Annotated in this window: 26 protein-coding genes and 1 pseudogene; 9 read left to right on the forward strand and 18 right to left on the reverse strand. The window is 47.2% G+C overall.

What is annotated here, in order from left to right; translation table 11 throughout:
* Positions 1 to 50: 50 nt before the first annotated feature.
* Both WMO44_RS12745 and WMO44_RS12750 read right to left on the reverse strand, forming a co-directional pair.
* The gene (locus WMO44_RS12745) at positions 51 to 1,388 is read right to left on the reverse strand and encodes an FMN-binding protein (RefSeq protein ID WP_349152809.1); all 1,338 of its coding nucleotides are present in this window, start codon (positions 1,386 to 1,388) and stop codon (positions 51 to 53) included.
* 234 nt (positions 1,389 to 1,622) lie between these two features.
* Positions 1,623 to 1,829: pseudogene (locus tag WMO44_RS12750) on the reverse strand (PfkB family carbohydrate kinase); the annotation flags it as partial.
* A 581-nt stretch (positions 1,830 to 2,410) separates the two neighbouring features.
* Between WMO44_RS12750 and WMO44_RS12755 the strand changes: the two are divergent.
* The 9 genes from WMO44_RS12755 (at position 2,411) to WMO44_RS12790 (ending at position 7,237) form a co-directional block, all read left to right on the forward strand.
* Positions 2,411 to 2,944 carry an RNA polymerase sigma factor gene (locus WMO44_RS12755; RefSeq protein ID WP_349152810.1) on the forward strand — a complete coding sequence of 178 codons (534 nt, stop codon included), beginning with the start codon at positions 2,411 to 2,413 and terminating at the stop codon, positions 2,942 to 2,944.
* Positions 2,937 to 3,629, forward strand: coding sequence for a DUF4367 domain-containing protein (locus WMO44_RS12760; protein ID WP_015536771.1), 693 nt, complete (start codon positions 2,937 to 2,939; stop codon positions 3,627 to 3,629). Before WMO44_RS12755 ends, WMO44_RS12760 begins: the two co-directional genes overlap by 8 nt.
* Positions 3,630 to 3,810: 181 nt before the next feature.
* The gene (locus tag WMO44_RS12765) at positions 3,811 to 4,197 is read left to right on the forward strand and encodes a hypothetical protein (RefSeq protein WP_146746959.1); all 387 of its coding nucleotides are present in this window, start codon (positions 3,811 to 3,813) and stop codon (positions 4,195 to 4,197) included.
* A 106-nt stretch (positions 4,198 to 4,303) separates the two neighbouring features.
* Positions 4,304 to 4,510, forward strand: coding sequence for a hypothetical protein (locus WMO44_RS12770; RefSeq protein ID WP_015536772.1), 207 nt, complete (start codon positions 4,304 to 4,306; stop codon positions 4,508 to 4,510).
* A 320-nt stretch (positions 4,511 to 4,830) separates the two neighbouring features.
* Positions 4,831 to 5,694, forward strand: coding sequence for a hypothetical protein (locus WMO44_RS12775; RefSeq protein WP_015536773.1), 864 nt, complete (start codon positions 4,831 to 4,833; stop codon positions 5,692 to 5,694).
* Between the two features lie 16 nt (positions 5,695 to 5,710).
* On the forward strand, positions 5,711 to 6,022 hold the full coding sequence (locus WMO44_RS12780; RefSeq protein ID WP_015536774.1) for a hypothetical protein: 312 nt from the start codon (positions 5,711 to 5,713) through the stop codon (positions 6,020 to 6,022).
* A 137-nt stretch (positions 6,023 to 6,159) separates the two neighbouring features.
* The gene (locus tag WMO44_RS12785; RefSeq protein WP_015536775.1) at positions 6,160 to 6,555 is read left to right on the forward strand and encodes a hypothetical protein; all 396 of its coding nucleotides are present in this window, start codon (positions 6,160 to 6,162) and stop codon (positions 6,553 to 6,555) included.
* A gap of 15 nt (positions 6,556 to 6,570) precedes the next feature.
* The gene (locus WMO44_RS15130) at positions 6,571 to 6,759 is read left to right on the forward strand and encodes an HNH endonuclease signature motif containing protein (protein WP_353963858.1); all 189 of its coding nucleotides are present in this window, start codon (positions 6,571 to 6,573) and stop codon (positions 6,757 to 6,759) included.
* A gap of 16 nt (positions 6,760 to 6,775) precedes the next feature.
* Positions 6,776 to 7,237: an SMI1/KNR4 family protein gene (locus WMO44_RS12790; RefSeq protein WP_015536776.1), complete on the forward strand. Its 462-nt coding sequence runs from the start codon at positions 6,776 to 6,778 to the stop codon at positions 7,235 to 7,237.
* A 262-nt stretch (positions 7,238 to 7,499) separates the two neighbouring features.
* On the opposite strand, the gene WMO44_RS12795 is transcribed toward WMO44_RS12790, so the two are convergent.
* The 16 genes from WMO44_RS12795 to WMO44_RS12870 form a co-directional block, all read right to left on the reverse strand.
* On the reverse strand, positions 7,500 to 8,888 hold the full coding sequence (locus tag WMO44_RS12795) for a relaxase/mobilization nuclease domain-containing protein (RefSeq protein ID WP_349152811.1): 1,389 nt from the start codon (positions 8,886 to 8,888) through the stop codon (positions 7,500 to 7,502).
* Positions 8,889 to 8,949: 61 nt separating this feature from the next.
* Positions 8,950 to 9,228 (reverse strand): hypothetical protein, encoded by a 279-nt coding sequence (locus tag WMO44_RS12800; RefSeq protein WP_015537687.1) that lies wholly within the window; start codon positions 9,226 to 9,228, stop codon positions 8,950 to 8,952.
* A 108-nt stretch (positions 9,229 to 9,336) separates the two neighbouring features.
* Positions 9,337 to 9,669, reverse strand: coding sequence for a plasmid mobilization protein (locus tag WMO44_RS12805; protein ID WP_349152812.1), 333 nt, complete (start codon positions 9,667 to 9,669; stop codon positions 9,337 to 9,339).
* On the reverse strand, positions 9,666 to 11,294 hold the full coding sequence (locus WMO44_RS12810) for a helicase-related protein (protein ID WP_349152813.1): 1,629 nt from the start codon (positions 11,292 to 11,294) through the stop codon (positions 9,666 to 9,668). The genes WMO44_RS12805 and WMO44_RS12810 overlap by 4 nt, the downstream gene beginning before the upstream one ends.
* A 73-nt stretch (positions 11,295 to 11,367) precedes the next feature.
* Positions 11,368 to 11,556: a transposon-encoded TnpW family protein gene (locus tag WMO44_RS12815; RefSeq protein ID WP_097779733.1), complete on the reverse strand. Its 189-nt coding sequence runs from the start codon at positions 11,554 to 11,556 to the stop codon at positions 11,368 to 11,370.
* A gap of 106 nt (positions 11,557 to 11,662) precedes the next feature.
* Positions 11,663 to 13,528 carry an AAA family ATPase gene (locus tag WMO44_RS12820; protein ID WP_349152814.1) on the reverse strand — a complete coding sequence of 622 codons (1,866 nt, stop codon included), beginning with the start codon at positions 13,526 to 13,528 and terminating at the stop codon, positions 11,663 to 11,665.
* Positions 13,529 to 13,540: 12 nt separating this feature from the next.
* Positions 13,541 to 15,112, reverse strand: a complete 1,572-nt coding sequence (gene mobQ / locus WMO44_RS12825; protein WP_349152824.1) for a MobQ family relaxase — start codon at positions 15,110 to 15,112, stop codon at positions 13,541 to 13,543.
* Positions 15,113 to 15,494: 382 nt separating this feature from the next.
* Positions 15,495 to 15,812: a DUF3847 domain-containing protein gene (locus WMO44_RS12830; RefSeq protein WP_349152815.1), complete on the reverse strand. Its 318-nt coding sequence runs from the start codon at positions 15,810 to 15,812 to the stop codon at positions 15,495 to 15,497.
* Positions 15,813 to 15,904: 92 nt separating this feature from the next.
* Positions 15,905 to 16,099 (reverse strand): hypothetical protein, encoded by a 195-nt coding sequence (locus WMO44_RS12835; RefSeq protein ID WP_349152816.1) that lies wholly within the window; start codon positions 16,097 to 16,099, stop codon positions 15,905 to 15,907.
* A gap of 96 nt (positions 16,100 to 16,195) precedes the next feature.
* The gene (locus WMO44_RS12840) at positions 16,196 to 16,780 is read right to left on the reverse strand and encodes a hypothetical protein (protein ID WP_349152817.1); all 585 of its coding nucleotides are present in this window, start codon (positions 16,778 to 16,780) and stop codon (positions 16,196 to 16,198) included.
* A gap of 4 nt (positions 16,781 to 16,784) precedes the next feature.
* Entirely contained in the window at positions 16,785 to 18,191 is a 1,407-nt protein-coding gene (locus WMO44_RS12845; protein ID WP_349152818.1) for a hypothetical protein, read from the reverse strand.
* A gap of 19 nt (positions 18,192 to 18,210) precedes the next feature.
* Positions 18,211 to 19,239: a DNA cytosine methyltransferase gene (locus tag WMO44_RS12850; RefSeq protein ID WP_349152819.1), complete on the reverse strand. Its 1,029-nt coding sequence runs from the start codon at positions 19,237 to 19,239 to the stop codon at positions 18,211 to 18,213.
* 17 nt (positions 19,240 to 19,256) lie between these two features.
* Complete coding sequence (locus WMO44_RS12855) at positions 19,257 to 19,466, reverse strand: helix-turn-helix transcriptional regulator (protein WP_349152820.1); 210 nt, start codon at positions 19,464 to 19,466, stop codon at positions 19,257 to 19,259.
* A gap of 88 nt (positions 19,467 to 19,554) precedes the next feature.
* Entirely contained in the window at positions 19,555 to 19,749 is a 195-nt protein-coding gene (locus WMO44_RS12860) for a hypothetical protein (RefSeq protein WP_349152821.1), read from the reverse strand.
* A gap of 12 nt (positions 19,750 to 19,761) precedes the next feature.
* Positions 19,762 to 20,151, reverse strand: coding sequence for a TnpV protein (locus WMO44_RS12865; protein ID WP_349152822.1), 390 nt, complete (start codon positions 20,149 to 20,151; stop codon positions 19,762 to 19,764).
* Complete coding sequence (locus WMO44_RS12870; RefSeq protein WP_349152823.1) at positions 20,148 to 22,244, reverse strand: recombinase family protein; 2,097 nt, start codon at positions 22,242 to 22,244, stop codon at positions 20,148 to 20,150. Before WMO44_RS12870 ends, WMO44_RS12865 begins: the two co-directional genes overlap by 4 nt.
* Positions 22,245 to 22,395 lie beyond the last annotated feature (151 nt).

A 22,395-nucleotide genomic window follows, 5' to 3' on the forward strand; every position in this document is an offset into this window, starting at 1 on the left:
GATCTCCCGGCGGGCGCTGCTGTGTTCAGAGGAACGTTATTTTTCTTGCCTTACTTTGCGGCATCCACCAGCACACCAACGTAGCCGGCAGTATCCACCAGCGTGGCACCGGAAACGGCGTCCACAGCCTTTTCATCTTTGCTCAGAGCCTCGGCGTCGGCAATGCTCATGCCGTTCACGTGGTTCTGGATGGCGTTGTAGTTGGCATCCAGCGAAACGGTGGAACCAGCCTTTTCGGCCATCATCTTGCTGTAGTAATCGGCGTTGACCCGCTTGGACATCAGCACCTTGCCCTCGGCGTAGCCTGCGCCGAAGTCAGAATCGGAGTTGGGCACACCGACGACCCCGGCGTCCGAACCGGCAAACTGGAACTCGTCAATGTAGCTCAGCACGATGGTGTCCCCGGCGGTGGCGACAGCGCCGGAGGTGAAGCACTTGGTGCCGTGTGCGGCCCCATAGACCACATTCAGCTTCAGGTCCTCGGAGCTGCCGTTGAACTCCACGGCCTGCGTGGTCTGGGCGTTTTTGGCGGCATCCACGATGGCGGAGAGATAACCGGCGGTATCCACCAGCGTTGCGCCGGAGACGGCGTCCACAGCCTCGGCACCCTTGGCGGCCACATCCTCCAGCTCGGAGATGGTCTTGCCGACAGCAAAGTTCTGGATGGCGTCGAAGTTTGCGTCCAGAGCGACCGTGGAACCGCCCTTTTCAGCCATCATCTTGCTGTAATAATCAGCGTTGGCCCGCTTGGACATCAGCACCTTGCCTTCGGCGTAGCCTGCGGCAAAGTCGGAGTCGGAGTTGGGCACGGCGGTCACGCCTGCATCGGCGCTGGTGAACTGGAAATCGTCGAGGTAGGCGGCGAGGATGACGTCATCCTTCACCACAGCCACCGCTTCGGTGAAGCACTTGGTGCCGTGGGCGGCAGCATAGGCCTGACCGATCTGGATGCCGCCTTCCACCGGGACGATGGCGGCGGGCTCGGCGGGGGCTGCGGCAGCAGAGTCGGCGGGGGCCTCTTCGGCCAGCTCCACACCCAGTGCGGCGGCAACAGCCTTCCGGACAGCCTTGGTGGTCACCGTGGCACCGGCAACGCCGTCGATGGCGGGGCCGTTGGCGGCCACGACCTGCTTGGACAGCTCTTCCAGTGCAGCGCCGCCGATGTTCTCGGTCTCCTGTGCACCTTCCAGCTTGCAGTCGGTAACAGTGCCATTGGCATCCACGGTCAGGGTGGCGGTGACAGCACCGCCAAAGCCGTCGGCAGAGCCGGTCTTGGTCGCGCTGGCAGCGGCGGAGCTGCTGCTGCCGCCGCAGGCGGCCAGAGAGACGCCAACAACGAGGCTCATGGCCACGGCAGCGCTCAGTTTGCGGATGATCTCCTGCTTCATGGGTCTTTCCTCCAGAGAAAAATCGGTTTGTGTTCGGTCCCCAGAAAATGTCATATCTTTTCAAGGATGTTTACAAAAGATAACATATTTTGTGAGGTGCTGTCAAGAGATTTTAGCACATACTTCGTGAAGAATGATAAATTGGTGTCAATTTGTGACGCTGACGGTATAAAAAAAGCCGGAAACCAACGTGCAGCGGTCGGTTCCCGGCAGACGGAAGCGCTAAGGCGAAACTCAACGCTTGATGTCGTAGTTCATGTTCATCAGGTTGCGGATGGAGCTTACTTCGTCGGTGATGTTGGCATCGCCGTGGATGGTGTGCTTGATGGCGCTGCTGGCCACGGCAAAGTTGATCATATCCATGGCCTTGTAGTCGTGCAGCATGGCGTAGATGAGGCCGCTGGCGAAGGCATCGCCGCCGCCCACGCGGTCGAGGATATTAATGCCGGTTCCGCCTATGCCCATTACCGATTCAGCTTGCTTTGTGACACGAATGTACGGCAACATTTTTATCTGCCGATAACTCAACCTGCGTCAATCGAACGCTGCAATGGAGATGGCGGAGAACAGTTTGCGCGTACGAGCGTTCAGCTCAAGCAATGCTTCGTTCTCTCAGCACATCTTCATTGTAGCTTAGGTTTGGGCATCTGTATAGCTCACTGGCTGTGAACTTCTCAGAACCAACACCATTGTAGCAAGCAGGGCTTTTGTCTATACAAACGCCATTTTTGCGTTGCAAAATGCTTGTTGGGCTGTGCCCAATCCCCTTCATTCTGCACCGTTCCGATGCAGGCTGCGCGTTTTTTCAAAACGCTTCTATTTATATAAGGTAGAGTTTCAAGACAGTTGCGCTCTGCAATTTTGATGGAGACATCTCAAGCCAAACGAACAGCCAGCAACGGCCTCAACGGTAAGTGAGGTCATGATGCTGGCTGTTCTTCGTTCAGAACGGAAAACATTCGACATTTCCGCTGGTTCATGGTACACTACATCCAATCCATGCGAATCCGTTGGAGGTGATTGTGTTGCTTTCCCTGTACTTAGCTGTTCTTGACGATCAAAGCAATGAAGAACAATTTATAGATGTATATAATACCTACAAACGGCTGGTCTACCATACCGCTTACAAAATTATGGGCGATTCGTATCTGGCAGAAGATGTACTGCAAGAGGTGTCTTTGTACGTTGCCAAAAATTTTTCTAAAATTCACCGAGAAAACTGTCACGAACTTGCCGCTTATCTCGTTAGTTGTAGTAGAAGCCGTGCATACGATATGCTTCGCAAGCAGCGAGAAGAACCATTAGAAGAAATCCCAGACGTGCCAGATGATGCCCCGGTGCCGGATGATGCAGTAGTCAGCACCGATAACATCCAACACCTGACAGAACTGATTGGGCAGATGAAACCGATGTACCGTGATCCTCTGCATCTTTTGGCAATGGGCTACACCAACCGGGAGATTGCCAAATCGCTTGGACTGACGGACGAAGTGGTTCGGATGCGGCTTTTCCGTGGAAGAAAACTATTGTGGAAGGAGTTGAACCACCATGAGTGAGCAGACAGAAGTTTCTTTTGACACTGCGTTGATGATGGCACTCCATGCAGATGCACAGAAAGAACTGAACGAGCTACCAACTCCGGCGCAGCTTAAAGAACGCTACCCGGACACTTCCCGATGGGATGCCCGCCTGCAAGCGGCGTTGCATAAACGCCGCCCTGTGCTGAAACGAGTGCTTATTGCGGCCCTGACGCTGGTAATTTTAACTCTCGGTGCGCTTGCAGTAAGTGCGGACTTCCGCAGGGCAGTCTATACGATGATTCAGAAGTTCATGCCCGTTGAGATGCAACTGACATATCAGGTGGATGGCGAGCCGTTGGAACAGCTTCCGAATGGATACAGCGACCACTATGTGCCGGATGGATTTGAACGAGATTATGAACAAGGGTATGATAACGAAATATCCTTTCTTCATGCCTATGTTGATGTCAATGATAAGAACATCTTTTATTATGTGGACTGTTCCGTAATTCAAGACTATGGACAAGTCGAAACTTTCGACAATGAGCATACGGTTTATGAGCGCATTAAAATTGGAACAGCCGATGCAACACTTGGAACGAGTAATAACGGAGGACGTACAGGATATGTGCTAGTATGGGAGAAAGATGGCATTTCGCATACGATTATTGGAAAGATATCGCATGATGAGCTTCTAAGAATTGCGGAAAGCATTTCCTGATTTGTCAAGACCTTGCCGACACACTTGTGATTGTTTACAAATGTGTCGGCATTTTTTGTACAAATATACAAAGTTGATAAAATCTCGAAAATTTTTCAAAAAAGCTGTCACAAACACAATGTGAACTACGTTGACTGAGCAAAAGCTCCTGTTGGAGTACACAAAATGGAGGTTATGTCTTATGTCCAAAAAGCGTCTTGTCACTCTCATTCTGTCAATCGGTATTTTTCTGAGCCTTGCCGCAACGGTTTTTGCTGCTGGCCAACCTAGGCGGTATAACGAAAACAGCACTGTCAAAGGGACGATTTCTCAAAGTTTTTATCAAGTTAATGCCAAAACTGATGTTGCGGTAAAGCGCATCACCGTCACTGGAACGCTATATGAAAAAGGAACATTCGGTACGTGGCAGAAGGTAAGCAGCTGTTCTAACACCAGTACATCTTCTTCCTGCTCAGCAAGCAGTAATTATAATACAAAGCCCGGAAGATCGTATCGCCTTGAATGTTCAGCAACATTCACTTATTCAAATGGGCAGAGCGAAACTATCACATCAACTGCCAGCCATTAAATGATTTTATAAAAGAGCGATTTTGTTAAAAAGAGGTGATGCTAATACAGCATCTACCGGCATCGATTAACACGATTGAACTAAACTAAAGGATTCATTAATCAAAATGACGAAAGAAGAAATCATTTCCATGCTATCAAAGGAATTGAACAGTGAATGGACGAATGGAGTCACATGTTTGATGGTGGAAAATTCCGATAGCTATATTCCAGTAATAGTTCATCACAATAAAAATGAACTTATTGTTGAAGTAGTAGAACAAGACAAGAAGATTTACCGCATCGGACGAAATGAGCTAAATAAAACATCTTAGTCATCACCAAAAAAATCATTGAAATCAGTCACAATTTGACGCATAGAATATGAATTCAAACTTGATATGAGGTGATTCCAATGCAGAACTTAAAGCATTAACCATTTTGCGCATGTACATTCAGACGGTGAAGCTCAAAAGGTTTGATTGTTCTGAAGGAATCACACACATCTTTGTAACGGCATTTGCTGTCGTAAACGTAAATATCATCTGAAAACTTTACAGCATCAGCCGGATGTTATGGAATCACTCATTCGCAAATAATATTAGTTATATTTGTTGGACGATAATCTCTTTAAGAAGAAAGGAAGTGTAGAACAATGAAAAAAGTCTATCAATCTTTTATCTCGATACTTTTAGTTTTTTCTTTATTAGCCAGTATGACATTAACTTCTTTTGCAACCGCAAAAAATAATAAAGTGGGTGATAAAGTCACCTTATATGAAGATCATGAAACAATCGTTGAAATGTATACCGACCTTTCGGGAAACCGCATTCTGAATCAATATCTGAATGGAAAGCTTATACAAAGAGACACCCTCCTGACATCAAGCCCTAATAGTATAAAACGTGATTTTTTCGATGATAGTGTTACAAGAAAGTCATCAAGCGACGTTATTTATATTGAACAGTATGGTAAATTAACCTCTGACAATAATGAGCGTGTACAACCTTGCGCTGTGCAAACAGCAGGAACAATCAAATATCGCGCTGCTTTAGATACAGGATATATTTATTATGGCTTGAAGTGTACATATGATACAAAAAATCTTGGATCCACGACATACACAATCAATAATTTTGTTGGAAGGATGGTTGATTTAATTGCACTTGTTGTGGGCGCATTGACGTTACCGAATATTGTTGCAGAAGCATTTTTGGACGCACTTATTAAGGGACTGGGAATTACGGTTGCTAGCGGTATGATTAAAAATGCCGTTACGGATACTGTCAGCTGTATAAAAACACAGTATACATGGAATCTTGTTGATACGACAGCAGCTTCGCATCAGAAAAATGTTTACGGATATAAATATTATATAACAGATGTGAAGTCTGCCGCAAAAAACAACAATTACTACGAAGGCTATGTTCCGAAAGACTGGAAAACGCAGTCTCTTGCTGTGAACTTTCACAATGAAATGTTCACTTATAATGCATGGAATGTTGTAGGATGGGCGTAATGCCGAGGAAGTGCAAATGTCTTTAAACAATCAAGAAAAATTTGTCAATAGTTTTTGGGTGATTATTCTTTTAGTTGCTGTTGGAATCTATTTTTGGGTGATTCCTAAAAATTCAATCGCAGAAGCGTATAGCAAGAAAAAACACTACAACTTGAAAAAGACATCAAGATTCTTGGCTGTTGGTTTTTGGATAATAGCGATTTCTTGTGTTCCAGTGCTGATTTCGCTGTGGTTTGATACTCCTTGGATCTGCATTATATGTGTGATTCTCTTGGTACTGGGGACATCTGTTCTACACGATTATGAGAGTGGAGGAAAATTGAAATAAATTTATTCGTATTATACGCATTGCTATCATCAGACTATGTCGTACTATAATAGTGGAGCGTCCACACCTTTCCGGACGGATACTGATTATTACCAAGCTGTTGGTGGCTAACGCATACGGTTTTGCAGGTATAGACAATGAAGAAAACTTTATATACATTTTTGGGCTGGAATTTTCTGCTGTTTGTAGCCGGTTTAAGTGATATTGTTTTTTACAGAGATCTTACATCGGCAGAAGCTATGGCAATAAGTTGGACCCAGCCAGCACTCGTAAGCGTCACTTCATTTTTGATATTGCTTTCAATATATTATGGGATGCACCAGCTCCTTTTTGGAAAAAATTTCCATTTAAAACTGGAAGTCAATCAGGAAGATGTCGATAAAGCGCGAGATTCAATTTTCGCTTTTTTGAAAAAGGGAAAAATTGTCCCTGAAAAATTGCAGCAACACTTGAAGTATTTGATAATCGCTGAAGTTGTTTTGTGGTGCATTTTCATTATCTATCTTTTTGTATCAAGCTCTACAGCAATCTAATCCCATTACGGAAAAGTGAAAGCTCGCCAGATTTTATGTCTGGCGAGCTTTCATAATATTCTAATTTATAGCATTATAGCAACTCCAATTCAAATTCATCATATAAAGCCCTTGAAATATGGTGGGAAAAGTGTGAATAGCAATTTGATTCCCCTTCCAAAAGCAATTCACACTCAATTTACTACATGGTGGGCACAATATTAAAAAGAGGTAGACTGGAATGAATGGTTTAGATAAAGTTATAGAGCATCTGAATCATGCGCATTTAGATGCTCTATTAAATCCACCAACCGATGATATGATATTGGAACACTTAAAAAAAGAAATGGGACATATTCCAGCTGATTATATTGAATTTCTGAAGCGATGTAATGGACTGACGCTTTATCACAGCGGAGACTATTGCTTATTTGATGCTCAGGAAATTCTTTCGTTCCATTTTAGTAATGATAATTTATTATGTCGGTCGGCATGGAAAATTGGATATTGGATGGGATATGATATTGTCATTAACGTGGATGACATAGAAAAAGAGTATCTTTATGCGGGGGACTGTTGCTCAACAGATGAATTTGTATGTGTTGGAAATATACTAAATTTCATTGAAGAAATTGTTAAAAATGGAGGTGATCCTTACTGGACAATCAACGAAAATCAGTACAGAGATTTTTCAAAAAAATAATTTCAAAGTCAAATACTTTCGCCAGTTGATCCGATACCGGACGGAAGATGGTATTGCCCGGATTGTGGGAACTTAAATGATTCTTACGAACTTTTGCAAAAACTGTGGAAAAGTCCGATAAATGAATAAGGCAATATAAGAAGTTATTTGCCATCCGTTAAGTATTTTGAATTGGTAATGGTTATAAGATGATTCGCTAAAAAGCAAAAATCCGCCGAGGACTCCTCCCGAAAAAACGGGAAGGATCCTCGGCGGATTTCGTTTATCGTGCTTGTCCTTTTTCGGTTGTACTTTTTTCCTCTGCAAAGAACATCTCTACATTTTTCTGAGCTTTCATCAACTCCTGCATCTCATCTCGTGCCTTACGATAGTCCGGGTATGCTTCTTTCTTCTTTTTCAGAAGTTCAGCGTATTCGATGCTCAAGTCCTTAGCCTTTGGCAGCTTTTTCAATCCGGCTTCATCAAAAGCAGTTTTTGCGGCCTTATGCAGCGTGATTTCTTCCCGGTGGGTGTCCAGAAATCTCTTACTATACCCGGCTTTGCGGTAGGCATCATAGACCGGGCGTGTCCGGGCATAATTAACGATGTGCGTTCGCAGAACAGCAATCTCGGCCATGCGCGTTTCTGTTGCCTTGATTGAATCGCCTAGTTCATGATAGCGAGCAGTAGCAGCATCTATACGCTCCTGCATTTCCTCAATGCTTCCGATTTTGTTCTCCTGTAAGAAAATCAGCGTTTTGGACATTTCTTTCAGATTATATCGCTTTGCCCAGCGAGCATACCCCATGCTCTTTCCCTCGGCCAGCTTTGCCTGAATGTCCACCAGCATCTGAAACTTTTGTTCCGGTACGATGCGCTTCTGCTTCTGCCGGGGATGGTGTTCGGCTTCCCCAGAGATAACAGCTTTCAGTTCTTCTTCACTATATCCTGCGCCCAAAGTGCGGAACCGGATGAATCGTTTCTGCCGTGTGCCTTTGACGGAGGTGTATTTCCCTCGCTTGACCTCGTATCCCTGCTGCTCCAGCTTTTGCAGAAAATCTTCGTAGTCTTTGGGTTTTTTCGCCAGAATGTTGTCGATCACGCCGCATAGACAGTCACGATTGCTTTCTTTGGGCGGATAAAGTGTGCGCTTCTGCCGCTCCCGATAGGGTTTTATCTCAATGACGGAAAGCTGATGCTCTAAGCAGATCAGATCGCTCAACCGTTGCACAGCCAGCCCGGACAATAAAAAATCCCGGAATTTCCGGGTGCTGTCCAACGCAGTGGAGTTGTAGATAATGTGATTATGAATGTGTTCCCGGTCCGTGTGGGTTGCAACGATAAACGCATACTTGCCTTTGGTGAAACGCATTGCCAGCTCATAACCCACCTTGTTGGCTTCTTCGGCGGTGATCTCGCCGGGTTTGAACGACTGCCGGATCTGATAGGCAATCACGTCACTTTTTTGTCTGCGCCCAGTGACAAGTTCATACTGCCGTTTGGACAGCATAAATTCTTCATCCACCGTCAAAGGACTGCATTCGTAGCTGCTAATCAGTTCACCATGCTCAGTCTTGTCGGGATTCTGTACATAGTCTGTATGGCTTTTCAGACAGGCCGCAACCGACTTGCCTTTGTTTTTGTGCAGCGCGATCAGCCGTGTCGCGGCCATCCTAAATCACCCCCATAAAAGAAAAAGCCGCCCGAAGGCGGCAAAAGGTTGAAAATGCTCCTTACAGTTCGGCCAACCACTCACTGAACCGCCCGATGCCCTCGGTGATGGCAGTTGCGCCGAAAAAGAGGACAAAGCAGAGGAATTCGGCTACCAGCAAGATAAGGAACTGATTCCAAGTCTGACGGTAAGCAGTGTAGATGCCGCAGCCGAAGATGTAGAGCATCAGCGGAGCAACTACATAGCTGGACAGGGTTAGCAGCCACCTTGCCATCAGAGCTAGAAACGCCACAAAGAGAGAAATCGGGAAAAGAACAATTTTCTTCAGCATAGACATCATATCAAGCACTTCCTTTCTGTTCGCCCTTATTATAAAGGTATCGACTACTACGTTGCAAGGATGTCAAGCGTTATATGTACACCCGCAGTCCTCCAACTGCGGGAATTTTTATAGCTCTGCCAGCTTGGAAAGAATTTGCTTGCCAATGTCAATCAGTTCGTCCAGACGCTGCCGCAGGTCCTCCATGTCAGCGGCGTAGACCCGACCGTTTTCATTGGCGGCTTTGGCGTACTGATTCAGATTGTTGATGCAATTCTGGAGCAGATAAGCCATTCGGCGTAGCTGCGGCAGATCGAGATTCAGGCAGTATCCATCCAATGCCATTTTGCGGATATAGGCACTCAGGCTTCGGATACCCATACTGAGCATCTTTTCATAGATACGGTTCTTTTCTGTTTTGCTCAAGCGCAGGATGATGGTTTCATCCCGCTTTTCTTTCATCGTGCATCACCATCCTTATCATAATAGCTGCGGAACGGTTTGACAGGCTCCGGCTGATTGGTCTTTTCCCCCAGTGCAGCCAGCACAGACGGACGAGTTGCAGGTGTTTCGGTTTCCTCGGTTTCTTCGGGAGCATCCTGCGAGGAACTGCGGTCACGGTCGATGTTCAGCAAGGCGTTCAATTCAGCAAGGCGGGCAGACTTTTCGGCCAGTTCTTCCTCCTGTGCAAAGGGCTTTGCCACTTCGACCTCTGCGGCCTGCTTCTGCTGTTCAAGGTTTTGCAGAGCATTTTCGGCATCTGCAATACGGTCAGCGAAATTGTCGATGGCATTGTCCAGACGAGTGATATTGCCGCGCGCATCATCGCCCAGCGACACCGGGTAACTTAACTCTGCCCGGAGTACGGCCTGATGCTCATTTTTGAAGCTGTCGAATCGAATGTTCAGTTCAAAGCCACGGTAGGTGCCCAGCAGCATCATATCAGCATTGGGCATCTCCTGCCGAGCCAGCAGCAGCCGTTCGCCTGCAGCCTTTTTGTCATCGTACACCATACCTTTGATGGTCATACCGCAGAAGTTTTCTTTGTCCTGCGGGTGTGCTGCTGCAATCTGTGAATCCTGCTGCAAAGCAGCAATGCGGGTTTTCTGTTTCTGTATCTCTTCCGGGAATGTCTTGAGCAGCTTATCTTCCAGACGGTATTTCTGATTCTGGAAGTCACCGCGCAGAACTTTCAATTTTGCCACCTGCACGTCCAAATCCATCTTTTCCCGGATGCGAGGGTCGCCTGCACACAGAGCCTTGATTTCTGCGTAAGATAAAGCCTGTTCGTCAATATCATCGCAAGATCGCATAGGCGATTTGCTCGTCATGATCTGCGAGATAAACTTCTGTTTATTCTCAAGGGTCTGATAGAGGTAGGCGTCAAATGTCGATTCCGTGACGTAGTTATAGACGTAGACTTGTTTGTTTTGGTTGCCTTGGCGGATGATTCTGCCGTTGCGCTGGGTCATATCAGACGGACGCCAGCCTACATCCAGATGATGCACCGCTACGAGCAGCGTCTGGACGTTGGTCCCTGCTCCCATTTTGGCAGTGCTGCCCAGCAGCACACGCACCTGTCCGCTGCGTACCTTGGAGAAAAGTTCTGCTTTCTTGTTCTCCGTATCTGCGTTGTGGATGAACTCGATCTCCTGTTCGGGCACACCGGCGTTGAGCAGCTTGGTGCGAATATCATCATAGACGTTGAACGAACCGTCCCCCTTGGGAGTAGACATATCGCAGAAAATCAACTGGGTCAGCTTCTGCTCCTTGGTGTCGTTCCAGATGCGCAGGACGTTGTTGACGCAGGCATTTAACTTGCTGTTGGGGTCATCGGGCAGAGCGGAATTCATCAACCGCTGGTCAAGACCGATTTTGCGGCCATCCGACGTGATTTTCAACATATTATCCACAGAGGGGTCAACAGAACCGCTGTGGACTTCGGCTGCACGTTCGCTCAACGCCTGCACCATGTCCTGTTGGATTTCCGAAGGTTTGACCACCACCGTCTCAAATTTTGCATCAGGCACTGGGAGATGAAGCTGATCGCTGGTCTTGATATCCGCCGCTTCTTTGAACATCGCCATCAGTTCAGGTAAGTTGAAGAACTTCGCAAAACGAGTGCGTGCACGGTATCCGGTGCCTTCGGGCTGGACTTCGTCAAGAGGTTTTCGGTAATTTTTCTAAATTCATCAGGTTGTCTGCAAGGAAGTCCCGTGTGACCTCATGTCTGCACATATCCTTGAACATCTTTTCAATCGGCTTTTTGGCGGTTTCGGACTGCTTCACGCACACAATAAAGGTGGTTTTGCCAATCTGCACCGAATAACTCGAATTCTGATTTTCCATTGATTTTCTCCTTTTATCGTCATTTTCTGAATTTTGCTGGCAGACTGGCAACTGTGGGTGTACCATGATTTTCTTGCCAGCCAAATTTTTCTGCCAGTCAAATGGCTTATTCCATCCAAAAGACCTTTTTGCGGCCTTCCACGATCTTGCTTTTCAGGGCATCGCCCAGTTCCCGCTTGGCATCCCGGACAGTTCGGCCGGGGATGCCCCTTTCCAGCGCCGCCTTGTCGATGTCCTCGCTGAACACCTGCTTTCCTCCGGCAAGCAGGGTGCAAATCAGGTCTTTAGCCTGCTGCGTTTTGGTTTCCCGCTGCGGCTCGATGCCGGACAGCATTTCGTCTGCGGTAATGTCGTACTCGCCGACCCAGCGGAAGCCACCCTCGTCCCCAAGAGAGAACGCCAGCGACACGCCCGGCGGGGCAAGGGAGCTTTTCTCGTGGGTGAGGATGCGCATGGTCGGGTCGTGCTTCAGTTTGCCGATGAACAGGACGCTGCGCACGGCGGCGGCGATGTCGATGGAGCCGAGACCCCTCTGCAGGCTCTGCATTCCGGCGGCTTTGTTCAGGTGTCCAATCAGCAAAATAGCGCAGCCTGTTCGCTGCGCTACCTGTCCCAGCCGCATGAAGATAGGGCGCACTTCGTTTGCCCGGTTCATGTCCACGTCGGCACCGAGATACGCCTGGATCGGGTCGATGATGACCAGTCGGGCGTTGTTCTCGATAATGGCTTTTTCAATTCGTTCATCCGAAAGAGTAAGCTGCACCTCACTGTCGTCAATGACCAGCACCCGGTCAAGGTCTGCACCCGCTTCGATCAGGCGGGGCTTGACCGTATCGCCCAGACCGTCCTCTGCTGTCTGGTAGATCACGTTGAAGGGTTCCATACGCTCCATGTTGGGCAGCAACTTTCCATTGGTGCAGGCAGCGGCAAGGTGCATGGCAAAATAAGTCTTGCCCTCGCCCGGATTGCCTTGCAGAACACTGAGCTTTCCAAAGGGCAGATACGGCTTCCAAAGCCATTCCACCGGGGTCAGCTCCACGTCGCTCATGCGGATAATCTTCACCATTTTCGGTTTTGACGGCTCTTTCAGCACGACGCTCTTGAAATAATTGCGATTCGGGATTTCTGCTCGGTGCACCAGAACATCGTTCCAGTCTTTCATGCAGGGCTGGATGCGGGTCACGCTCACGGTGTCCGGCAGCAGAGCAGCCAGACGCTTGCAGGCATCCTCTCCGGCTTTGTCAGCATCCAGACAGAGGAACACCCGCTCCACGTCTGGGCGTTCAGAAAGAAACTGCTGTAGCGCCTTGCCCGACACCCCGCCTAGCGACAGATAATTGTGCTGCTGCCAGTTTTTCGGGAACAGCTCAATGAAGGACAGCAGGTCGATGGGCGCTTCAAAGACCAGCAACTGCTTGTCGGTGCCACGATGGGCAAAGCCAAACGCCTTTTCTGCGCAGGCTGCATCCTGCCGAAACTTCTCCCGAATCCCACGGCTGCTTGCGTAGCGAGGATGCCCGTCCGAATCCCGTCCCACAAAGACCACGTTGTGGTGGGCGGCGTCCTCGTAAATATCTCCGGCAGCGATGAAGAAGTTCACCAGTGACGGGCTGAGTTTTCGTTCCTGCGTCAGATAGTTCAAGATGTTGGCGTTGGTGACGTTCCGCAGCGGTAAGCGAAACGCCAGAGAGGGGGCGGGGTCAACCTCCGGCTGAGCTTCGCTCAGCTCTCCGGTCAGCATCTGCACCGCTTCGGGGAAAGACTTGCCGTAAAATTCCATTACGAAATCCACCGGAAAGCCGCCCTTGCTCTGGCTGTGCCGAAACCATTTGTTTCCGCAGACGGTCAGGCTGTCGTGGGCTTTCCAGCGGTATTCTTTTCCGCTGCGCACCAGCGTTTCGCCCTGTGCCCGGAGAAACTTTTCCAGATCCACCGCATTGGCTTTGTCGATCTGGGCTTGGGTGTAGGTCATGCTGCTTCCTCCTTAAAGCTCCTGTGTGTGATTTTTCGCTTCCGTTTTCATTACAGACTGTGCGGTCTTGGCTTCTTCCAGCTTTTTCAGCACCGATTCCTTTTCCGGGGTCTTGCCGCCCGGTACGGAAAGTTGCTGCTTATTCAGCACCATGTCGATATACTTGCGGATATTTTTCAGTGCGGAGATGTCCGGCTGCAAGGTTTCCAGTTGGCTGCGCAGCTCTGCGCTGCCGGATTGCAGCGCAGAAAATTCGGCATCCAATGCCGAAAAATCCACCGCTGTGCTGCCGTTCAGCTTCATCAGGGTGCGGACAGCTTTATTAAAGGTGTCCAGCTCCTCCTTGTGCTGGGCAGCATAAGCGTCCTTGGTCAGCTTGAAGTTCTTTTTGATGAAGGTATCGTGGATGGGCTTCAACTTGGCATGGACGGCGGCAGCATCCTTGATCTGGGCGATTGCCCACATCCGGTTCTCGTTCTGCTTCAACTGTCTGCGGAGAGGGGCGGCAGTCTGGTTCAAGTTAGAAATTGCGGTGTCCAAATCCTCGATGGTGTTCAAGGAATGGGTTTTCAGGTAGTCCACCGCCCGTTTGACTTCCTCAAAGTCCCGGACAGTGCATTTCAGTTTTGCCTTGCCAGACCAATCGCTGCGCTGTTCGTTGCGGAGATTGAAATAGTCCACCAGCAGATCGGACAGCGTTGTCTCCTTGGCTTGTTCCAGTGCATCCAAAAGAATCTGCTTCTTTTCGGTCAGGTCTGCAATCCAGTGTTGCAGACCACGAATGGTGCTGCGGATGGACTGCATCAAGCTGTTGGCTGCACGAATATCCCGGTTGAGATTTCCGAGAAAGGTTTCGATTCCCCGCTTTTCCATCTGGTGAGCAGCGGGGCCGAGATGCACGGTCGGAATCTGCTGCACTCCCTGACGCTCGAATGAGCGGAGATCAACACGCTCCGGGCGGTCAGCAGCTTCCAGATAGCGGTTGGTGATGGTTTCCCAACCATGCCGCCAGACCTCGGCGTACTTCTGGTCGTTCCAGTCCACGGTGTTTTCCTTGTGGCACTTCCAGTTGCCGGAGGGGAGCTGGATGCGCTCGCCGTTCTCGTCAAGGTCGTAAACCTTTCGGGCTTTCGGCAACCATTTACCGTGTTCGTCCATTGCCCGGAGCGTCAGCAGAATGTGGGCGTGTGGGTTTCCATCTCCCTTGTCGTGAATGGCAAAGTCGGCAATCATGCCCTTGGAAACAAACTGCTCCTGACAGAATTCCTTTATCATGGACAGATACCGCTCTTTCGGGACTTCCACCGGAAACGCCAGCACGATGCGCCGGGCAAGCTGGGAGTTCCACTGGTTCTCCACGGCTTCCACGGCATTCCAGAGCATTGCCCTGTCTGCATATCCGGGCGGCGCATGGGACGGCAGCATGACCTCGGCGTGGACAAGTTCTTTCTTCTTGTTGTAGAATTTGGTTTTCTGGTCATACTCGCTGAACAGCCGTTCGCCGCTCTGGTAAGCGGCCCCGGCAACAGCGGACTGCCCTTGGCTGCGCTTAACAATGGTAATTTTGAAATGCGGACACGGAATAGGCATCACCCCCAAACAAAAAGACCGCCCAGCAAGATTGCTCTTGATGAACGGTCTGGAATCGTATTCGGTTGTACTCGCCACCTTGGAACGGAGTGCTGTGCGCTTCGATCTCAGGCGGGAGCCGCAAAAGGATAGCTGCAAAGCAGCGCAAGGAAAATGCAGTTTTCCTTGGGATGGAATCGGGCTGGCGCACAAACGCCAGCTTCGATTTCATCGAGCCGTCTGCAAGACCGCAATTTCACACAAAGGGGTCCCCGGAAAAGCATCGAAGATGATTTTATGGGGAAGAGGAGGAACTGCGGAGTGAATGAGCATTTGTGCTTTTGCACAGATGCGAACGATACGCAGCAAGTGACGACGAGGTGTATAATTGCGCCCTTTATTCTAAAGGGTTTTGGACGTTGCTGCGTTCGTGAACGTCATGCACCATCTTTGCAAGCGCCAGCACGACTTCCGGCTGACGGAACGAGATCTTCAGCAGTTCCATCACCTGATCATCGGTCAGCTCTCCCGGACAGACCAGAAAGCTTTCCAGCATTCCGGCACGGGTGCAAAGGCGATGCACACGCTCTCTCCGGTTCAGCTCTGACATCTGGCGTTCAAGGATCTTCTCCCGGTGCTGACAAGCGCGCAGCTTCTGCTCTGCTTTGGCTTTTTCGCTGCGGAGATAGGCGAGGTCGGTTTTCGGTTGGGTCATGGCATCACGCTCCTTCTTTACAGAGAACATCTAAATGTGTAACATGGCCAAAGCATACAGATTTCTAACATCTTGGCTATTCGTCCTCAAGTTTAATTTGGATGGATTGTCACTGCTGCATCCTTAATCTGATACGTTGTTTCGTCCTTCACTTTGCGCCAGCATATCTCCGGGTGTTGCGCAGCAAGATCGGCAAGTTGTTTCTTTAAGTCTAGATTCAACGTAAACACGCTATAAACCCCATCCTCGTTGGCGTAAATCATAGTTTCCAGCTTACACATCGTCATGTGAACACCTCCACAATACAGTTGTAAAACAAAACTGGGAACCATCAAATATCGATAGTTCCCAGTTTTGTTGAGATAAGTATTACTAGATTTTTATTATCTGAATTTTGATTCAAGCTTTTTGCACAACTCGGATAGAGTTCGGATTGCGCCACAGGCGGTATATGTCATATTCTGCGTTTCGCTGTCCCATTCCATAACACCGAGATTGTGCTCTATGGTTGCCTGACGCTTTTCCAGTGTTCTAACAATGTGCATCAGATCTGGCTCATTCGTTATCAAATTTGTAAGTCTAGGGCTTTCTCCTCCATTTACATTCACCAGCAAACCATATTGTGCATTTGACACAATACAGTACCCGATAAGCTGGGACAGCTGCGTCAAACCGACACTCTTTAGAAGTTTCACTTCAATTATCAGCAGTTCATACTTGACACCATCTGTAATTAGCGCAAAAATATCTAAACTTAGCGGAGGAGTGCTTGACGCAAATTCGAGAATGGCGGGTGTTGTAATGTGATTTTCCCTGATGATTGCATCAAGTCCGCTTCTTAGTTCACCAGTTTTGCAGTAAACTTTCAAAGGTTTCTCCCATGCACTAAAATTACTTTCGATTTGTGCCTTTACGAATTGCATGATTTCGTTATAATAGGAAACCTCATTTCGTTCAGCAGACGGCATTTTTTCACCTCAAATCATTCTCTGTGATTTTACGAACCAACATTTTATATTTGTTGCTGCTATCATAGGAAATCAACTGGCGATAAACTTGAGCGTTAAGTGGGCCAACCATTGCAGCTACTTTTCCATCAGTCAACACCATTGGTGTTAGTAAGTCTGGGACTTTCACAGTAACTGTAAAATCAGGATTAGCTGTTATAGCATTCATAATGATTTCTTCCCGATTACCGCGAGGGCGCTTTCCGTTAAGATTCCCCGTCTTGCTGGCCACAATATATGCAACCGCATCCATTATAACATTTAACGGATAGCCCTTATCACGGGAGTAGTGCATAATTGGTGTGCCATCAGAAAAAAGAACTGTAGTGGCTCCATCGTTCATGGAATCGACAAGATATTTTACTTCAATATCAGTCTGAGTATAGTTTCGGTTATGAAGTAGCGGATCATTAGCAATTATGTTTGCGACACCAACCGCAGTATCCTTGTGAAGAACCGTAAAGGGTGAAATATAATTCTCAGCATTAGTTAATAATCTGTCGAGTTCATTCTTAGGAGAATGCGGACAGTTTAAGGCAGCACAAATCTGTTTGTGATGAATAAAATGTCCACCACGCAGTTCCTGTGGAATATCCGCATAATTTTCGTCCACATGGACTGCAACCACTCCCGGAACGGAAAGGGTTTTATTCTCGCATTTTTCGGCAGAATTATACTTTTCCTCTTTTTTCCGATTCTCTTTTGATGCAATGGTTTTGCTCTTAAATGCCAATGAACCAAATGTAGAAAAGGAATCCAATGTAACTCTCAGCTTGTTGCCTTTTTTCCAAGATTTGTAGTAAGAATCCGTTCCGCTCTGCATATTGGGATGTTGCCAAAGAATCTGATCAGGCACGCAACCAAGCTGATAAAGAAGATTACACAACTGACACACATATTTATAATTGAATCCACTTATTTCAAAGGATATAATCTGAACATCATCTGTGAATCTTCGGTGGGATGGAGCCATACTTCCAATCGTATCTGCAACGCCAGCAATAAAACGTTTTTTCATGTTTGTATCTGAAAGCGATGCAATAAGATACTGAAGATCTGCGGTTTTATGTAAATCCGATGTGGGTTCAATGTGGAATGAATGAAGATCCCGAATCAAATCAGCCGTATCACCATGGCAAACAATATTCCATTCTTTTCCGGGTGTATAAGAAACGTCCAAATTGTATTCAACGTTCATAAGAGGTTTGACAACCTTTAGAATATCGTTTGCAATCATTCCAGCCCGTTCTGGATTTTTGTCGTAATCGCCCCACTGCCTATAGGGAAGCTTAATCGAAAAGGATTTGTGGTTCGAACTGAAACAACCTCCGCCAACAACCAGTCCCATAATATAGGCTTTGTCAGTGTTCATAGATTATCGTCCTTTCATTTTATTTGAAAGCCTGCTCCATGATAGCATCCCCAATGACCTTTGCAAGATGGCAAGGAACGGCATTTCCGATTACTTTATACATCGCAACAATGTTCTTTGTTGTATCATCAATGAATTTGAAATCATCCGGGAACGTTTGAATTCGTGCAATTTCTCGGATAGTATATCTGCGATTATGAATTGGATGAGTAATACCACAGTTTTCCGGTTGCGCAGACGCTGTAATAGTTCCATTTATTTCATCAAGGCTAAATCTGCGATAAAAGTTCGGTGCATGATATCGTTTCATATCATCTCGTATTCTCTTGAACCGAGGCGACAAGTCCTCATAAGGTATATTCTTCCATGAGCCACCTTGAGGTATTTTTTCAACCATAGACTGAGCCTGCGGAGAATACGGCCAATAGACTTGATTTGGAACATCTTCTGGAATATCAAGAATATGCCGAAGCGTCAGATTTTCTTTATTAAGCTGAACAGGAGGGAATTCAAATCGCTTTCCAAGATCATTTCTAAAAGCAACAAGAATCAGTCGCTCACGATTCTGAGGAACGCCATAATCAGATGCGTTTACAACACGGTAATTGACCGCATATCCAAGTTTTTCCAAGTCGCCTTTGATAACCTCAATGAGGTATTGACCGCTTTGATGCTTTGACGAAATCAGTCCCTTCACATTCTCAAAGAGGACAGCTTTCGGCAGCTTTCTTTCTATAATTCGCAGACACTCCAAATATAGTTCTCCGCGTGAATCATAGACACCACGCCGATTTCCTGCATTGGAAAAAGGCTGGCACGGGAAACCAGCGGTAAGAATATCACAAGCTGGAATTTCATCAACAGGGACTTCTCGAATATCCCGACCGTCAATTTCACCAAAGTTCAGTCGGAATACTGCCTGAGCATCCTTATCGAAATCATTTGCCCAAACGCGCTGAAAACCTGCTTGTTCAAATCCCTTGTCCATACCGCCGCATCCAGAGAACAGAGAGACCAGCCGCGGAGCGGACTTTTCATTTGCAATCACTATAAAAACTCCTAATCTCAGTTTGTAAACTCTTTTGTTATATCAAAGTCAATGGCATTCTTTTTGCAGTAATCATCAATAAGTTTCATGGTCTTATATGTAGGCTTACTTTTTCCTGATTCTATTCGATTGATTGTGGCAAAGGATACGCCCAACTCTTTTGCAAAATCCTGTTGGCTTAAAAGACATCTCTGTCGAAGCAATTTTATATCATTGCCCAGACTCATTTATTGCACCTCCATCTTCTTTATATAACATCATTATAACAAGGTCATGGCAGATTGGCAATATCAAAAATGAGCTGGGCAATACGATTCAAAGCGGGGTGGGAATGATGGTTTCAAGGGTGGATTCTACTTCATTGTCACTTTGAATGAGTTCAACACGAGAGAAAATATTCGAATCATCGTCACGAAACATATCAAAATGATTCTTGGCTGCCACCTTAGTACTATAAGCGTAAAACTCATCCGGGTGCTCATCTTTCCGTACAAATCTTACAAAAAACATAAGTGCTCCTCCTTATACAAAAATCAGCTCGGTCTTGATGATCTCCTCGGCACGGTTGCGGATGCTGTTCATCCTGCGCACCCATTCCAGTTGATCGGCAGCTTTCAGGGCTTCGGTCACGCCCTCGGCTTCCTGCATCTGCCGGATGGTCAATGCAAGCTGTTCCTCAGCCTGCTTGTCCAGTTTGGCAAGGTAGCTGCCCAGCACACCGGACAGGAGCAGTTGATTGTACCGGATGGGATGATGTTCTTTCAGATACCTTTTATGTAAGCGGCCCCACCGCCCGGTGGGGTGCTGCTCTGTCGGGGCTGCTACGGTCAGATTCGGCAGATAGTAGCCGTTGACCATAGTGTAATCCAGACCGTTGTTGCTGTCGTGGAGCGTGTTCTTTAAGGTAGTCATGCTGCATTATCCTCCTTTGGTTTCGGCGTTGGGACTGCTTCTGGGTCAGGTTTTGGATTTCCTTTTTTCTTGTGGTAGAATTCCAAGGTCTTCCTGTTGTGGTTAATTTTCCTGCACTCATCGGAACAAAATTCCTGCTGGCTGTGTGTAGGCCAGTAGGAGTGACCGCATACGGCACAGTCACGTTGCCGGTAGTAATGACCTCCTCTCTCGGCTTCTCTAGCCGCTTCCTTTTGCTCCTGTCTTGCCTGATTCCAGCAGTCTCTTGAACAGAAAAGCTGTCGGTTGCTCGTAGGTGTAAACATCTTCCCGCAGTGCGGACACGTTTTGGTTTTAATGATCTCGCCACCGTTTTCAGCGATTTTCTTTGCCTTTCGCTTTTCTCGGTAGGCTTTTTCACGTTTGCGCTGCTTTTCCATGTGCTGCCGTTCTTCTTGCTCCTTCTGCGCTTTCAGTTCGGCAAGTTCTTCCTCGGTATAAGCAATATCGACTTGGCCGACATAGTTGAAATAAATGTCAACCTTTTGTGTGCGGGCATTGCCTGCACCCGCGGCTTCATAAACAACGATTTTATCGACAAGTTCGTTAAACATTGAATCAGAGATTTCTGTTGGATTTTTGCACTTGCGAATCAGCGAAATGAAATGCCGAATATCAGCAGAACTTGATTTATCTTCGGCAATTTCGGATTTCATCGTTTCCATCTGCGATTCCAATTCTGCCTGCTCGCTATCATACTGTGCCATCAGCTGCTTGTACTGTCGTTCGGGCAGCAGTCCAGACATAAGATTTTCGTACAGGCTACGAATAAGGGCAGAAAGCTCATCATAGCGTTTTTGACAACGTTTCAATTCCGATTGGTTCTGCTTCGGCTTTTCTTCACGTTTCTCTTTCCAAAGTGATTGCAATTCCAAAGCGAAGGTTTCTTCATCTTTTAGAACAAATCTCGAAAAGCGTTTGACCGATGCCAATATCAGGGCTTCAACATTATCGGCACTGATTGAATGGGCAGTACAGCCATTTACCCGACTTGCATATCCACCACAACGATAAGAATATTGAGTAGACCCATTCTTTTTACTGTAGTGTGTTTGCAAGGTCAATCTTCTGCCGCAGTCGGCACAATACAGATACCCGCTTAAACGGTTGGTGTGCGTTCCCCAAGCAGAAGCACGATTCACTCGGCATCTGCGTTTCTGAACACTATCCCAAAGTTCTTGCGATATAATCGGTTCATGCGTGTTCTGGAAAACGTACTGTTCATCTTCATCTGTTTCTTTTCTCTTGTGAAGTTTGAAATTTGTGCTTACAGATTTTCGTAAAACAGTGTGTCCCAGATATTCCTGCCGACCTAAAATTGTTCTTACGGAGGAGGTGCCCCACAGGTACGGATTGGAGAACTTTGTCCCATTGTACTGCTCCGGGTGATATTTCTTTGCGTATGCAGCAGGAATCAGGACTTTTTCCTCTGTCAACAGTTCTGCGATTGTCCGTGGGCTTTTTCCTTCGTTCGCAAGAAGAAAAATGCGCTTTACGACTTCGGATGCCACCGGATCAACGACAAGTGTCTGCTTGTCGTTCGGCAAACGGTTATATCCATACGGAATAGAGCCGCTGCAACGTTTTCCATCTTTCATCCGGGCATCGAACACAGCCTTGATTTTATTACTCGTGTCTTTGGCATACCATTCGTTCATAATATTCAAAAACGGAGCAAAATCATTGTCTGAAGCATTGTTGCTGTCGATGCTGTTGTTGATTGCAAGGAATCGGACGTTTTTCTGTGGGAACAGAACTTCCGTATAAAAACCGACTTGCAGATAATTTCGTCCTAAGCGGCTCATATCCTTCACAATAAGCATTTCGACATTTCCTGCTTCTACCTCTTTTATTAGAGATTGAAAGCCGGGACGATTGAAATTCACACCTGAAAAGCCATCATCTGTAAAATGGCGGATGTTCTTGAAGCCGTTCTTTTGGGCGTAATCTTCCAGATATTTCTTTTGGTTGGTGATGGAATTCGATTCACCAGCAAGATCATCATCTCTTGACAAACGCTCATAGAGTGCGGTGATTTTTGGTTCTTTAGGCATTTGTTCTACCTCCTTTCTTATGGAATCTTTCAATTTAGGACAATCAAGTTTATCGTCCTATTAAAGTATAGCCCTCGGGCGCAAGTTCAATGGCCGTGGTCGTCTCACCGAAGGTGGATGCCCACGCATCAAAATGGGTCAGCCCTTTCTG

The sequence above is a fragment of the Faecalibacterium tardum genome, from assembly GCF_040096515.1.
GTDB classification, from domain to species: Bacteria; Bacillota; Clostridia; order Oscillospirales; family Ruminococcaceae; genus Faecalibacterium; species Faecalibacterium tardum.

Excerpts from the sequence above, each read along its gene's own strand:
- WMO44_RS12745 (WP_349152809.1), bottom strand. The coding sequence starts at position 1,388 with ATGAAGCAGGAGATCATCCGCAAACTGAGCGCTGCCGTGGCCATGAGC.
- WMO44_RS12760 (WP_015536771.1), top strand. The coding sequence starts at position 2,937 with ATGAGTGAGCAGACAGAAGTTTCTTTTGACACTGCGTTGATGATGGCA.
- WMO44_RS12765 (WP_146746959.1), top strand. The coding sequence starts at position 3,811 with ATGTCCAAAAAGCGTCTTGTCACTCTCATTCTGTCAATCGGTATTTTT.
- WMO44_RS12770 (WP_015536772.1), top strand. The coding sequence starts at position 4,304 with ATGACGAAAGAAGAAATCATTTCCATGCTATCAAAGGAATTGAACAGT.
- WMO44_RS12775 (WP_015536773.1), top strand. The coding sequence starts at position 4,831 with ATGAAAAAAGTCTATCAATCTTTTATCTCGATACTTTTAGTTTTTTCT.
- WMO44_RS12780 (WP_015536774.1), top strand. The coding sequence starts at position 5,711 with ATGTCTTTAAACAATCAAGAAAAATTTGTCAATAGTTTTTGGGTGATT.
- WMO44_RS12785 (WP_015536775.1), top strand. The coding sequence starts at position 6,160 with ATGAAGAAAACTTTATATACATTTTTGGGCTGGAATTTTCTGCTGTTT.
- WMO44_RS12790 (WP_015536776.1), top strand. The coding sequence starts at position 6,776 with ATGAATGGTTTAGATAAAGTTATAGAGCATCTGAATCATGCGCATTTA.
- WMO44_RS12795 (WP_349152811.1), bottom strand. The coding sequence starts at position 8,888 with ATGGCCGCGACACGGCTGATCGCGCTGCACAAAAACAAAGGCAAGTCG.
- WMO44_RS12800 (WP_015537687.1), bottom strand. The coding sequence starts at position 9,228 with ATGATGTCTATGCTGAAGAAAATTGTTCTTTTCCCGATTTCTCTCTTT.
- WMO44_RS12805 (WP_349152812.1), bottom strand. The coding sequence starts at position 9,669 with ATGAAAGAAAAGCGGGATGAAACCATCATCCTGCGCTTGAGCAAAACA.
- WMO44_RS12810 (WP_349152813.1), bottom strand. The coding sequence starts at position 11,294 with ATGGCGATGTTCAAAGAAGCGGCGGATATCAAGACCAGCGATCAGCTT.
- WMO44_RS12815 (WP_097779733.1), bottom strand. The coding sequence starts at position 11,556 with ATGGAAAATCAGAATTCGAGTTATTCGGTGCAGATTGGCAAAACCACC.
- WMO44_RS12820 (WP_349152814.1), bottom strand. The coding sequence starts at position 13,528 with ATGACCTACACCCAAGCCCAGATCGACAAAGCCAATGCGGTGGATCTG.
- WMO44_RS12830 (WP_349152815.1), bottom strand. The coding sequence starts at position 15,812 with ATGACCCAACCGAAAACCGACCTCGCCTATCTCCGCAGCGAAAAAGCC.
- WMO44_RS12835 (WP_349152816.1), bottom strand. The coding sequence starts at position 16,099 with ATGACGATGTGTAAGCTGGAAACTATGATTTACGCCAACGAGGATGGG.
- WMO44_RS12840 (WP_349152817.1), bottom strand. The coding sequence starts at position 16,780 with ATGCCGTCTGCTGAACGAAATGAGGTTTCCTATTATAACGAAATCATG.
- WMO44_RS12845 (WP_349152818.1), bottom strand. The coding sequence starts at position 18,191 with ATGAACACTGACAAAGCCTATATTATGGGACTGGTTGTTGGCGGAGGT.
- WMO44_RS12855 (WP_349152820.1), bottom strand. The coding sequence starts at position 19,466 with ATGAGTCTGGGCAATGATATAAAATTGCTTCGACAGAGATGTCTTTTA.
- WMO44_RS12860 (WP_349152821.1), bottom strand. The coding sequence starts at position 19,749 with ATGTTTTTTGTAAGATTTGTACGGAAAGATGAGCACCCGGATGAGTTT.
- WMO44_RS12865 (WP_349152822.1), bottom strand. The coding sequence starts at position 20,151 with ATGACTACCTTAAAGAACACGCTCCACGACAGCAACAACGGTCTGGAT.
- WMO44_RS12870 (WP_349152823.1), bottom strand. The coding sequence starts at position 22,244 with ATGCCTAAAGAACCAAAAATCACCGCACTCTATGAGCGTTTGTCAAGA.